Here is a 12,108-nt window from a genome sequence, read left to right on the forward strand (position 1 = left end):
AGGAGGTGTCAAGCCTCTTTCTGGGCGGTTGCTCTGGAGGCCAATAAACATCGGTGTCAATGGAGAAAGCCAGATCGAGAGCGGTATTGCCTGGACGCAAACCAATGATTCCCATGATTCACGTCAAATTCCCATCCTTCAGTTCACAATCTGACCACCCTTGAGTTAATTTACCAAAACGATCGCTGATAATGCAACGACAATTTACCTGGCAAAGAGCGCCGCTTTTGTCTCCTGTTCAGCGCTGGTGCAGCGACGATAATCATGGCAAACGCGATTACAATTCTGACAAAGTACATACGTGAAGGGAAGAGACAAAAAAGCAGGAGTGGGGATGTAACCTTGCGCGCCCGAGCCTCCCGAGAGATCGAGAACAGTTTCCTTTCAACTCAAATCACCGAAGTTTCGCAATTCTTGCTATTGTATCTATGAAGCACGTCGCGCCTCTTTTCGCCACAAAGTTCTACAAATTTTACGAGCGAATACATGGCCTTGTGATCGAGTTTTCCACGTCTCCCGGATCTCCCTCACATTGGGAAAAAGAAGTGGGCTATCTCGCTTTGCTTTATCTTCTTGATGAGTCTGTAAAACGAGCGTTTTACACACAACACCTCCAATCCCCTGCATCCGGGCACTTTTGGCTCTCAATCTGTTTGTTTTGCCATCTGCTAATCAACGTCTAAAAACTTGTTTTGTCAGATGAGTTTGTGTACACTATGGCCACAAACATTTTACAGAAGAGGGAACAATCGTTCATGAAATTTGGATACATACGCGTCTCACGAGACAAGCAGACCACAGCACTCCAGGTAACGCTATGAACCGTGAGCAGTGCGAGAAGACCTTTACAGATAAGATGACCGGCAAGCGCTTTGATCGGCCAGAGTTCTTGAAGATGCTGGAGCAGGCCCGCGCGGGGGACATCATTGTGGTCTGGAGACTGGACCGATTGGGCCGCTCACTCAAAGAACTGATCGAGGTCGTAGGTGACCTGGCCGCACGCGGGATTGAGTTACGGAGCCTGAAGGAAAATATCGATACCAGTACGCCGACAGGTAAGCTGATGTTTCATATGATCGCAGCCCTGGCTGAGTTTGAGCGAGACATCATCCAGGAGCGCACCCTGGCCGGGCTCGAAGCCGCTCGCGCTCGTGGCCGCAAAGGGGGCCGACCGAAAGCGACCAGTACCATTCGTCCTGGCGATCTCGCACGAGCACGGGCGCTTTACGCAGCGAGAGAGAACACCGTCGCGGAGATTATGCAGTTGACTGGCTTTAAAAACCGCAGCACATTCTACAAATACGTCGTCAATGCAGAGAAGGAAATATGATCGTTTTCCTTTCCCAAATTGGCGTCATGATCACGAAAAAAAGAGCAATCGTCATGCCGCCGGCAGCGAACCAGCGAACGGGTGCGGCAAGTTTTTTTGCGTCGAGCTCATCCAGAGCAATTGGTAAAAAGCGCAAAGGTTGAGCAGCACAACTATCGTACACCAGAGAAACCGCCCAGGAGGCGATCTATAATACTTGATGGTTGTCAATTCGGATGGTCAGCGTGCTACTTTCTGGTGCTTGGTGAGACCGCAAAAACAGGCTAGATCGGTTCAGACAAAACAGATTGAATCGCCAAAAAACTGAAGTGAAAGCTCGATAGAGGTTCTCAACCGGGCGCTATTTACCAACCTCTGCCTGACCATCCAGCCACGCTTTCAGATCTGGTGAGTGCTCTCGATAATGCTGATACGCATTCCCGACAAGCCCTTTCCACAGCGGTCGTCCCACCCAAAACGAATGCAGCCGTCCGCCCAATCCATCGGTGCTATTGAATTCTTCGTTGGAGAGCGCCTGTATTGCCTCTACAAGTTGCTGGTATGCCCGCCGAGAGAAAGCCAGCGTGTCGGCGAGCGTCCGCCCGCGCTGCTGCTCATATAATCTCGCATTTCGCTCATCGTCGCTCACCCCCGTCAACTCCGGGCCCCACTCTGGCTGCTCGCCTCGCAGTGCGCGCTGGATCTCATTTGCGGTCCATTCTTCATACACTGCGATATGTGCAATGACATCCTTTAGCGACCATTTCCCGGCAAAACCAGGTTGCGTCATTCGCTCCTCGTCGACCTGCGCCACCTGTGCATCCCATTGCGCACGTTCACCGTGCAGCGTATCAAGAAACGTCTGCTTATCCATGGCCGTCTCCTTTTGAGCATTTTTCCGAGCATGTGTGGTGGGATCGGGGGCAGGGATGGAAAAACCTCCTGAACAATGTGAGGCTCATTCTCCAGCCCTACGTCTTCTCCTGCTTGCTCTTGCCTTGGCTGATGGTCTTCGACATCCCTGATCTCCACTCCGGCTTCGCCACGCTTATTTCCTTCATGAACGGCTTTCACGCCTCCCTCCCGTTCTGACAAAAGAGGGACTAGAGCTGCCCCTCCTGCAATGCCCAGATGTATTGCTACTCGACGCCAGCCGACGCCATCACTCTGTTGCGTGATGGCGTCGGGAGGGGCGATTTGCCGCCTGATAGCAATATTGAGGTGCTGGCCGATCTAATCTATGGAGCCATGTGGTACCATCTGCTGGTGCAACACGGCCCCCTCGATGATCAGTTTGCCCACGAGATTGTACGTGCTGTAATTTGATCCTGGCGCTCAAATCCTGTCCTTTTGTACGAAAGAAAAATTACACCTTTTGGACAATGACAGCGGGCTTCCCATCATTCTATACTGATCTATGTCATCAAAAAGAGAGCAACTTTTCTGGAAAGGAAGGGGTACGATGGAACATTGGATCTGCGTTACCTGTGGTTCTCAATTCGCGGCGCGAGAGGCTGAGCCTCTCGCGTGCCCGATCTGTAACGATCAACGGCAATATGTGGGATACAACGGACAGCAATGGACAACGCTGGCCGAGATGCCCCGCAATGGATTTCGTAATGTCTTCAAGGAAGAGGAGCCGAATCTTCTCGGCATTGGCACCGAGCCTTCTTTTGCCATAGGGCAGCGCGCCTTGCTGGTTCAGACGCCGCAGGGAAACGTACTCTGGGACTGCATTAGTCTGCTGGATGAGCAGACGTTGGCCGAAGTGCAGCAGCGTGGTGGCATCGCGGCAATTGCCATCTCTCATCCTCACTACTATAGTTCGATGGTGGCGTGGGCCAGGCACTTCAATGCACCGATCTACCTACACGAGGCTGATCGCCAGTGGGTGATGCGGCCCGACGAACACATCATATTCTGGTCAGGCGAAACGCATCCTCTGCAGCCAGATCTCACGCTGATCCGCCTGGGAGGGCATTTTCGCGGTGGCACTGTTCTGCACTGGCCTGCCGGTTTCGATGGCAAGGGGGCGTTGTTGTCCGGCGACATCATTACCGTTGTGGCCGACCGGCAATGGGTTTCCTTCATGTACAGCTATCCCAATCTAATTCCCTTACCGGCCTACGAGGTCAACCGTATTCGCGATACTATTGCCCCCTATCGTTTTGAGCGCCTCTATGGGGCCTGGTTCGGGCGCGTTGTGATGCAAGATGCTCATCAGGCCGTGCTGCGCTCTGCCGATAGATATCTCCAGGCCCTTGAGCGGCCGTTGGATTAGACTTTATTCGAGGTGAGTGCATAGCTCACCTCATTCCCTTTTACTCGTTGCCGCTTTTTCCCTGTTGTGATGGCGGTGCTTTGTCCTTCTGCTCCATAAAGATCCTTTCTTCAGGGAAAGACTCGATCCGGTCACCGTCTTATTGCCAAGCCCCCTGCACTGTACAGCGGGCGGGCGATGCTCGATGGCGTGCAGGACAGAGGTGCCAAAGGGCGAGATCGGAGCTGTAGCGATCCATCGGCCTCCTCTTGCCGAACGCCTGCCAGGAGAGAGAAACGCTGCCGTATTCTGGCCTTTGCCCCTCCAGTCCTTTATAGCGCAGATGGGCAGCCAGACAGCGCATGAAATCGTAGCCGTTACCGACCACTGACGGTGTTCGCTTCACTGTGCTGTACCCCAACGATAGGAAGACGCCTGAGCAGGAGTTGGCCGACGACCGCATTGCCATTCTGACCTCCTTTCCTGGGCGACTCTACGGGATGGGCAGTCACAAGCAGAAGGAAATTGCAGCATGCATCGAGGAAGTGTTGCACACGTCTTGAGGCTCAAGGATTTGAGTAAACCGATGTGTCCTCGATACCTTACGGCACCGGGAGTTGGCGAGCAATATAATCTCTGCCTCAAGGCTCAGCGTTGATCTCTTTAACGAGTTCTACCAAGCGCGCCAATGTTGCCAGTCGCTCATCCAGTGTCTGCCCAGCAGGATCCACCTGCAACGTGTTCACTCCAGCGCGTCGATGGGCGCGAAGGCGCTCACGTACCATATTTTCCGTGCCGATGAGATTGGTTTTGAGTATCAGTTCATCGGGGATACGCGACGCCGCCGCTTCGCGCTGCTTCTTGAACCACAGATCTTGCACCTCAAGCGCTACATCCGCATACCCGGCGCGTCGGTACACATCGTTATAAAAGTTATGTTGCCGTGATCCCATAGCCCCAAGCGTGAATGCGAGACCCGGCTTACGAGGAACAATCAGGCTCTCAACGTCATCAGAGAACGCAACTACTCCGGCAGCAACCTGTAGATCAAGGTCAGCGATGGTGCGGCCTGCCTGTGCAGCCCCAGCTGCGATGGGATCGAAAAACAGATAGGCATGTTCCGGGATGAAGGAAGTGCCGAGCCAGCCATCGGCCAGCTCACCGGTGAGTTCCAGGCTTTTGGGACCGAGCGTTGCCAGGTAAACAGGCAGGCCCGGTCGCGCTGAGACACTTGAGGTCAGCGCTTTGCCCTCACCTTCGGGAAGAGGTATCTGATACGCTTCCCCGTGATAGACAAGGCGTTCTCCTCGGGTGACCTGGCGCACAATCTCCACGGTTTCCCGCAAACGCTGGAGTGGTCGGGCAAAACGCACTCCATGCCATCCTTCGATTACCTGTGGCCCGCTGACACCCAACCCAAGAAGAAAACGGTCTCCAGAGAGAGATGCCAGGGCCATGGCGGTCATCGCCGTCAGAGCAGGGGTACGAGTGCCGACCTGCAGAATGCCTGTGCCAAGCCTTATCCTGGTAGTCTTTGCCGCCAGATATGCCAGAGGCGTCGCTCCGTCATAGCCCCACGTTTCTGCAGTCCAGGCCGAATCTATCCCTAAACGCTCAGCTTCAACCGCATAGGTGAGTGCCGACGCCCAGTCTTCGTTGGAGGAGGTATAGGTAGAGACACCAAACTGTATTGCCAGTTTCATCTGTTTCTCTCTCCTCTATAGAGGTGACGTTGATGCCAATACCGCTGCGATTGCCTGCATCTGACGTGCGTGATCGAGCGTATGGACACGAGCGAACAGGAGCCATTCTCGCCAGTTCATGTTGCCGAACTCATTGTGTCCCCAGAGGATATCGAGATGAGCCTGGGAGTCGGCTTGAAGCACGACAGCTATCAACTGTTCACGGAACTCTTCGATATCTGCCAACATTTGCTCTCGTGTGGCATTGGGTGAAGCCTGCTCAAGCGCATCATCCACATTTGCAGGCTGCTCGCCACGCTCAAGCACGCCACAGATCGAACGTTCGTCAATGGCAGCAATGGCTCGGACGTGCGCCAGGACATCAGCCGCAGACCATTCCCCTTCCCTTGGAGCTGTGCGAAAGGCAGCATCAGGGACAGCAGCAGTCGCAGCTAGAAACTGATGGTGCGCCTCTCGCAGCGCTTCAACGAGCTGCCCTACTGTACGACGCATCGCCTGACTCGCCAGATAACTACGAACGCGAGCAACCTCTTCCTCGCGCGTCTCCTGTTTGCCTTGAGACATAGTTCATCCTCATATCGACGCTTACTGCTTTGCAAACATTATCAGAGCCCGTTCAGGGATTTATATGCTCCTATTATGCCACATGCTCACAGCAACAGAGTGATTCGCCCATCACAGAGTTCAAACCGCCAGTACTGTAAAAAACTTTATTTAACTCATCTACATATAGCTCCAGGTGCTTGTACTGATCGTGCAGATATTCGTAGATCATTTTGGCTTAGAGGAAAGCGATATATGAGCGCCACGGGTGCGAAAATGATAGCCATCGAGATATGGTGAAAATGCTTGTAAACGGCGCACCTACCAGCGTGGAGATTGGCCTCATTTCCCATATGTTATCAAAACTTCCTGGAAAAACCGCTCCCATTCTGGTACACTTTTTCCAAAACCTGTACATACTGATTGGGAGAGGTTCCTATGGACATCTTAATGCTCAACGATGCGGAGGTCCGGAGGTTGCTGGACCCTGAGGCGCTCTTGGACCAGCTTTCCGAGGGCTTCAGGGCGCAAAGTAGCGGCCTGGTTGATGCCCCCAAACGCATTGGGGTCTCCGTCCCCAATACCGGGCTTCTGCTTGCCATGCCAGCCTATCAGCAGAGCCGAGAAGTCACCGTCAAGTTGGTCACCCTCTTTCACGAGAACAAGCGGCTCGGCCTTCCTGTGCACCAGGCTCTCATCTGCTTGTTCTCTCCAGAGACGGGTACTCCCCTCTCATTCATGGACGGGACCTACATTACTGCGCTGCGGACGGCCGGGGCTGCTGCCCTCTCGACCCGACTTCTGGCGCGCACAGATGCTCGTGTGCTGGCGATTATCGGCGCTGGAGTGCAGGGCCATGCTCATCTCCTGATGCTTCCCCACGCGCGTCCGTTCTCCGAGATTCGTTTGGCCTCGCGCCATTTCGCCCATGCCGAGCAGTTGGCGACCATCGATGCCAGGGCACACGCGGTGGAGGTCGCTGAGGAGGCCGTGCGTGGAGCCGACGTGGTGTGCCTGTGCACGAATGCAACTGAGCCAGTGATCAGTCTCGACTGGCTCGCACCCGGGATGCATATCACTTCGGTTGGCTATGCGCCTCCGGGCGGAGAACTGGACAGAAGGGTGATCGCTGAGGCGCGCCTCTTCGTGGAGACCCGACAGGCCTTCGAGCCCCCACCGGCTGGCTGTGCTGAACTGGCTGGGTTGGATTCGAGCCTCGGCACGGAGCTTGGCGAGGTCTTATTGGGACTGGGCCAGGGCCGGCAATCCACAGACGAACTCACCGTCTACAAGGCCATGGGGCACGCCTGCGAGGATATGGCTGCTGCCAACCTCGTCTATCACCGTGCGAAACAGGAGGGTGTTGGTCGTAGCGTGGCACTCTAAAAGGCTGGCAAGACGAGAAAGGGTGGGTAACCGGGGCTCGACTGCCGCCGACAACACGGGAACCCACCATCATCAGAGGCGATACGCTCAGGTTCGCCCTGAAAATTGAGCGTGAGGTTTGTGCCATGTGAGAGCGCAGCAAGGAAGAAGTCGAGTCCACCATCGGTAGCCATCAGCCACGCAATTGTACCATGTACAGTCCATTAGAGCGTGTTTTCATCCGCGAATGCCTATTTACCAGAGTGACAACTCAGGGAAGCAAAAACCCTTTCCCCAGTTGATCCGTGGCCTCTATGATAAATTCGTGGCGACCAGTGAGAAAGGCTGTTCCGCTGACTTCAGGAATGATGGCCTCAAAGGGCCCCACCACTGCCCGGCCTGCTACTCTCCCACTGAAGGCGCTCTTGGCCCCTAAAAGGCTCTCAATCACTACTGGCTGATCGTCGGCAACTTCACCCCGGGCCGCGTGGAGCGCGAGACGAGCTGACACGCCAGTCCCGGTTGGAGAGCGGTCTACTTCGGCGTTGGCGAAGACGCAGATATTCCGACTCTGGTGTGCTGGATCTTGCGGGACATCTGTCAAAATCGTGCCATACAGAAAGCCCAGGTCCTCTTCAAACGGATGCGTGATCAAGAGCCTGGTATTCACAGCCTTTTTGATAGCTTCACCGGCGGCCACGAGCTGTGCGGTTGCTTCTGGCACCACCCGCAATCCCACTCGCTCGGCTGGTAGAATCGCATAAAATGCTCCACCAAAGGCGATATCGACCGCCAGCTTCCCATATGCCGGCAGCTCGAGCTCGACCTCGCGTGCATACACGAACGAAGGGACATTGAGGAAAGAGACACGCTCTACCTGCCCACTGCCGTCAAGGTGCACCGTTGCGCGAACCAGCCCGGCCGGCGTGTCGAGGGTGACAGGCGTATGTGGTCCCTGCGGGCGGATCGCGCCGGTTTTCACGAGCGCGGTCACCAGTGCTATGACGCCATGTCCACACATGGTACTATATCCCTCATTGTGTAGAAACAGCACGCCCAGGTCGGCCTCCGGCGTGACTGGCGGTGTTAGCACCGCCCCGTACATATGGAAATGTCCACGTGGCTCCCACATCAATGCCTGCCGGAGATGATCGTAATGCTCCTGCATGAAGCGTCGCCGCTCCAGGATGGTTGTGCCCGGTAAAGGGGGAAGCCCTCCAGTGATTATGCGCAGCGGCTCACCAGCTGCATGTGCATCTATGGTACTGAGAATGACGGTCCCTTCTGCCGGACGATACTGCTTCCAATCGAGATCCATCGATCTCCTCCTTGCGAAAATATGCCATGTGTAGAGGGGCTTGTTTTTCAGTATACAGCAAGAAGACGCACAATGAGCTTCTCTCTTGATCAGGGTAGGCGTCATGCTCTTGCGAACTGCTCCATTTCTGCTCGAGACTGCTTCCTTTCCTCTATAGTGTGGTTGTGGCCTGCCGGCAAACAGTGCCGGCAGGCCACAACCACAGGGAAAGCGCTACCGCAGACGGTCAAAAGCTTGCACATCGGGTTCATTACCGGTATGCTACGCCATTTCCCGGTTGACTTCTCATAAAGAGCAACGTAGACTGGACTATAGGGCAGCTTGAAGCGATGTTTCCAGGTAGTATTCCGTAGAACGGTAGAACGAAGGAATATGCAATGGCCTCAGATATGCGGATTGCTTTTGACCAGCGCGTGCCAATGCGCGACGGCGTGACCCTATCAGCTGATATCTATTTCCCTCCGACCGGCGAACAGTGGCCGGTGATTCTCATGCGCACCCCTTATGTCAAGGCCAACACGGCAATGTTAGAACGTGCTGAGGCATATGTACAACGCGGATATGTTTTCGTCGGTATGGATGTGCGCGGGCGCGGCGATTCAGAGGGTGAATTTACGCCGTATTTCAATGATGGTATCGATGGGTACGATGCTATCGAGTGGCTGGCGGCTCAGCCGTGGTCAACCGGTGCTGTAGGGACAATCGGTGGCTCTTATCCGGGTCGAATTCAGTGGCTTACAGCGTTACACTCGCCTCCTCACTTGAAAGCGATGATAGTAGGCGTGACGCCCTCCGATCCTTTTGTAGAAACACCGACCGGTCTAGCTTCGCCCATGCATTTATGCTGGCTGCACTACGTGAGTGGCAAGGTCAATCAGGTGATGGAGGCAGTGGACTGGGGGTCAGTCTACTGGCATCTCCCCTTATCGACTATGGACGAGCGAGCGGGGCGGCCTAATCGGCACTGGCGCGAGGATATCGAGCATCCTCTGCTCGATGAGTATTGGGAACGTATACGCTACCAGAACAAGTTCGATAGCATCAATGTTCCCGTGCTGCACATTTCGGGTTGGTATGATGACGAGGAAATTGGTACTCCTCTGAACTTTCACGGCATGTCTACCAGGGGGACAACGCCTGAGATACGCGCCGGTCAGCGTCTACTGATGGGACCGTGGGGGCACGCGGTAAATACAACAAGCAAACTGGGTGAGATCGATTTTGGCCCGGGTTCTCTGATCGATATGCGTAGCGAAGAGATACGCTGGTTTGATCGCTGGCTGAAAAATAAGCCGCACGCTACCCAGGAGGCTCCTGTACGCATCTTTATTATGGGCGAGAATACGTGGCGCGACGAGCAGGAATGGCCTCTGGCACGAACACAATGGACGCACTACTACCTGCACAGTGGTGGCAACGCCAATAGCTTATTTGGAGATGGCACGTTATCCACGCACATGCCGGAAGGTGAAGAGCCGGTAGACGAATACCGTTATGATCCAGCTCGTCCCGTCCCTTTTATTTCCGAACCGACATCATCGCAGATTGGTGGTCCCGATGATTACGCGGCTGTGGAGCGCCGCGATGATGTGCTTGTTTACGTCACCGAGCCGCTTGCGGAAGAAGTGGAGGTAACAGGTCCGGTGCGCCTCGAACTCTATGCGGAATCCTCTGCCATAGATACCGACTTTACAGCGAAGCTGGTTGATGTCTGGCCGACCGGCTTCAGGCAGCGTTTATGTGATGGCCTGATACGAGCTCGTTTCCGCGATGGCATGGAGAGGCCCTCGTTGATTGAACCCGGCAAGATCTATCGCTACACTATCGAATGCTGGGATACCGCGCAGTTGTTTAAGAAGGGGCATCGCATCGGGCTGGAAGTCTCTTCCAGCGCATTCCCCAAATATGATCGCAATTTGAATACCGGTGCACCTCTGGGTAAGACCAGCGAATACATTACGGCTCACCAGAGGATTTATCACGGTGCGGTACACCCCTCCGCGTTAGTATTGCCCGTAGTACCAAAGCGGAATGGGTAAATGAACCTTTCCAGGGTGATTGCAGTCCACTCGCGCTTTGAGCGAGTGGACTGCAATCACCCTCGTCCCCTGGTCAATAGCGTGAACGTTCGACTGCACCCAGTTCATGCGCCCGCGCGGAGGTCTTCGCAAGTATAGCCGGTCATGCGCAGAAACGTGTCGTTGGCATCCACAATCTGCTCGCCTTCGTCGACAAAGATCCCGATAATGCTGGAGTTCATCAGGACGCTCGCTCGTTCCTGACTCTGGCGCAAAGCTTCCTCCATCCGTTTCCGCTCCTCGATGTCGGTGGCGGTCCCAAACCACTTGAGGATCTGGATAGTGAGGAGCGTCTCATGTGAGACAGGCGTGAGACGCTTGGTGTGCTTTCTATTCGACATATCTGCGGTTCCTCTCCCTTACACCTGCCCCATCCCTGGTAGCAAAGATGCGTCCCAACTCTGGCCTCAAGGAGACTACTTAGAAGACTTGAAGGAATACTCCCTTTTTTGAGGGCTTTTTTTGAGATGGCTTGCAGATCGTAAACGAGGATATTGCGTCCCTTTTGCTTGTCTTTGTATTTTGGTAGTTTGGGACGACCTTGAAACTTCGAGGGGTCTTCAAACCACGCTTCAAGCCCTTTACGAAACGCCTTCCAGTTCTTGTCAAGAAGTCGAAGGACATCATTGCTCACTTTACGCGGCAAGGCTTGGTAGGCATCGGTGTCCTTTACCAGATGATAGACCTCAGCATAGCCGAGATACGTACCTGTCTTGATGAACGTTTGGCGCAGGTGGTAGTTCGCCAAATTGTAGAGGTTCTTGGATGCAAAGGAAGCCGCGTCGAGAGCAGCATAGCGGGCATCATCTGTAGGGATGAAATGGCGTTCAACCAGTTGCATCCTTACTCTTCCTTCGCTTCTCATTCCTTCACCATTTTCTCTGTCTTGCGCTTGGCACGTCGTTGTCCATACATCCGAGCACAAAAACTGTAAAAAATGCTGCTCACATCTTGTATCAAATCTTCCTTGTCATCATCAGCCAGATTCACAATTTCAACGCAACGGCCTTGAGCGAGCTCCGCAAGGTAAGAATATAGTTGGCTCCAAAACGAGTAAGCCGATCCTGATGTTCAACAACAATACGCGTAATGCTTGTATCCTTGAGGAGGCTCAAGAGCTTGGGGCGACTATCATTGACACCAGATGCGACCTCTTTGGCGAAGATGGCTACCTGATAGCCTTTCGCACGGCAGTAGAGTTGCAGCCGCTCAACTTGGCGTTCTAAGTTGTCTCTGTGCTCCTGCGAGGAGACACGAGCATACATGGCAATTTTCTCAGAGAGAGGCGAAGGAGTTTTCCCTTCAGTCACAATAATGGTTCCTGAAGGGGGCCTGATACCCTTGAATCTGTCCGGCTTGCCACCAACGAAACGCCGTTCGGGAACGAATGCCTTGTTGTTTGGCGTATTGACTCAACTTCATGTAGGAAGTGTGCCATAAATAACTCTATTTGTCAACATATAGCATTATTTCTTGCGAACGTTCATTACACCATATTACACATAATCAACGTTCCTCGTACTTGCGTAGGG

11 protein-coding genes and 2 pseudogenes are annotated in these 12,108 nt (G+C 54.1%); 5 read left to right on the forward strand and 8 right to left on the reverse strand.

Annotated features, from left to right (window positions below; all coding sequences use genetic code 11):
• Positions 1-817 precede the first annotated feature (817 nt).
• Complete coding sequence (locus KRAC_RS11580) at positions 818-1,330, forward strand: recombinase family protein (protein WP_244422031.1); 513 nt, start codon at positions 818-820, stop codon at positions 1,328-1,330.
• Between the two features lie 340 nt (positions 1,331-1,670).
• Here KRAC_RS11580 and KRAC_RS11585 read toward each other — a convergent pair whose 3' ends face one another.
• On the reverse strand, positions 1,671-2,183 hold the full coding sequence (locus KRAC_RS11585; protein ID WP_007907103.1) for a maleylpyruvate isomerase N-terminal domain-containing protein: 513 nt from the start codon (positions 2,181-2,183) through the stop codon (positions 1,671-1,673).
• 257 nt (positions 2,184-2,440) lie between these two features.
• Between KRAC_RS11585 and KRAC_RS11590 the strand changes: the two genes are divergently transcribed.
• The gene (locus KRAC_RS11590) at positions 2,441-2,635 is read left to right on the forward strand and encodes a TetR-like C-terminal domain-containing protein (protein WP_040442365.1); all 195 of its coding nucleotides are present in this window, start codon (positions 2,441-2,443) and stop codon (positions 2,633-2,635) included.
• Between the two features lie 136 nt (positions 2,636-2,771).
• The gene (locus tag KRAC_RS11595) at positions 2,772-3,590 is read left to right on the forward strand and encodes an MBL fold metallo-hydrolase (protein WP_007907105.1); all 819 of its coding nucleotides are present in this window, start codon (positions 2,772-2,774) and stop codon (positions 3,588-3,590) included.
• A gap of 139 nt (positions 3,591-3,729) precedes the next feature.
• On the opposite strand, the gene KRAC_RS71115 is transcribed toward KRAC_RS11595, so the two are convergent.
• The 3 genes from KRAC_RS71115 to KRAC_RS11605 all read right to left on the reverse strand — a co-directional run bounded on the left by KRAC_RS71115 (position 3,730) and on the right by KRAC_RS11605 (position 5,836).
• The gene (locus KRAC_RS71115; protein ID WP_157506390.1) at positions 3,730-4,038 is read right to left on the reverse strand and encodes a hypothetical protein; all 309 of its coding nucleotides are present in this window, start codon (positions 4,036-4,038) and stop codon (positions 3,730-3,732) included.
• A gap of 172 nt (positions 4,039-4,210) precedes the next feature.
• Positions 4,211-5,272: an LLM class flavin-dependent oxidoreductase gene (locus KRAC_RS11600; protein ID WP_007907107.1), complete on the reverse strand. Its 1,062-nt coding sequence runs from the start codon at positions 5,270-5,272 to the stop codon at positions 4,211-4,213.
• A 15-nt stretch (positions 5,273-5,287) separates the two neighbouring features.
• Positions 5,288-5,836: a DinB family protein gene (locus KRAC_RS11605; protein ID WP_007907109.1), complete on the reverse strand. Its 549-nt coding sequence runs from the start codon at positions 5,834-5,836 to the stop codon at positions 5,288-5,290.
• A 417-nt stretch (positions 5,837-6,253) separates the two neighbouring features.
• Between KRAC_RS11605 and KRAC_RS11610 the strand changes: the two genes are divergently transcribed.
• Positions 6,254-7,201, forward strand: coding sequence for an ornithine cyclodeaminase family protein (locus KRAC_RS11610; protein ID WP_007907111.1), 948 nt, complete (start codon positions 6,254-6,256; stop codon positions 7,199-7,201).
• On the opposite strand, the gene KRAC_RS71120 is transcribed toward KRAC_RS11610, so the two are convergent.
• Both KRAC_RS71120 and KRAC_RS11615 read right to left on the reverse strand, forming a co-directional pair.
• The gene (locus KRAC_RS71120) at positions 7,198-7,374 is read right to left on the reverse strand and encodes a hypothetical protein (protein WP_157506391.1); all 177 of its coding nucleotides are present in this window, start codon (positions 7,372-7,374) and stop codon (positions 7,198-7,200) included. The two genes, KRAC_RS11610 and KRAC_RS71120, sit on opposite strands and share 4 nt — an antisense overlap.
• Before the next feature lie 77 nt (positions 7,375-7,451).
• The gene (locus KRAC_RS11615; protein WP_007907113.1) at positions 7,452-8,498 is read right to left on the reverse strand and encodes a proline racemase family protein; all 1,047 of its coding nucleotides are present in this window, start codon (positions 8,496-8,498) and stop codon (positions 7,452-7,454) included.
• A 377-nt stretch (positions 8,499-8,875) separates the two neighbouring features.
• Here KRAC_RS11615 and KRAC_RS11620 point away from each other — a divergent pair, with 377 nt between their 5' ends.
• The gene (locus KRAC_RS11620) at positions 8,876-10,537 is read left to right on the forward strand and encodes a CocE/NonD family hydrolase (RefSeq protein WP_007907115.1); all 1,662 of its coding nucleotides are present in this window, start codon (positions 8,876-8,878) and stop codon (positions 10,535-10,537) included.
• A gap of 110 nt (positions 10,538-10,647) precedes the next feature.
• Here KRAC_RS11620 and KRAC_RS11625 read toward each other — a convergent pair.
• Both KRAC_RS11625 and KRAC_RS61325 read right to left on the reverse strand, forming a co-directional pair.
• Positions 10,648-10,854: pseudogene (locus KRAC_RS11625) on the reverse strand (PAS domain S-box protein); the annotation flags it as partial.
• Positions 10,855-11,437: 583 nt separating this feature from the next.
• A pseudogene (locus tag KRAC_RS61325) lies at positions 11,438-11,998 on the reverse strand (IS607 family transposase).
• Positions 11,999-12,108 lie beyond the last annotated feature (110 nt).

Source organism: Ktedonobacter racemifer DSM 44963, from assembly GCF_000178855.1.
Taxonomy (GTDB): Bacteria; Chloroflexota; Ktedonobacteria; order Ktedonobacterales; family Ktedonobacteraceae; genus Ktedonobacter; species Ktedonobacter racemifer.

Bases quoted from the DNA above. Each gene is read 5' to 3' on its own strand.
- KRAC_RS11580 (WP_244422031.1), top strand. From the start codon at position 818: ATGAACCGTGAGCAGTGCGAGAAGACCTTTACAGATAAGATGACCGGC.
- KRAC_RS11585 (WP_007907103.1), bottom strand. From the start codon at position 2,183: ATGGATAAGCAGACGTTTCTTGATACGCTGCACGGTGAACGTGCGCAA.
- KRAC_RS11590 (WP_040442365.1), top strand. From the start codon at position 2,441: ATGTATTGCTACTCGACGCCAGCCGACGCCATCACTCTGTTGCGTGAT.
- KRAC_RS11595 (WP_007907105.1), top strand. From the start codon at position 2,772: ATGGAACATTGGATCTGCGTTACCTGTGGTTCTCAATTCGCGGCGCGA.
- KRAC_RS71115 (WP_157506390.1), bottom strand. From the start codon at position 4,038: ATGGCAATGCGGTCGTCGGCCAACTCCTGCTCAGGCGTCTTCCTATCG.
- KRAC_RS11600 (WP_007907107.1), bottom strand. From the start codon at position 5,272: ATGAAACTGGCAATACAGTTTGGTGTCTCTACCTATACCTCCTCCAAC.
- KRAC_RS11605 (WP_007907109.1), bottom strand. From the start codon at position 5,836: ATGTCTCAAGGCAAACAGGAGACGCGCGAGGAAGAGGTTGCTCGCGTT.
- KRAC_RS11610 (WP_007907111.1), top strand. From the start codon at position 6,254: ATGGACATCTTAATGCTCAACGATGCGGAGGTCCGGAGGTTGCTGGAC.
- KRAC_RS71120 (WP_157506391.1), bottom strand. From the start codon at position 7,374: ATGGCTACCGATGGTGGACTCGACTTCTTCCTTGCTGCGCTCTCACAT.
- KRAC_RS11615 (WP_007907113.1), bottom strand. From the start codon at position 8,498: ATGGATCTCGATTGGAAGCAGTATCGTCCGGCAGAAGGGACCGTCATT.
- KRAC_RS11620 (WP_007907115.1), top strand. From the start codon at position 8,876: ATGGCCTCAGATATGCGGATTGCTTTTGACCAGCGCGTGCCAATGCGC.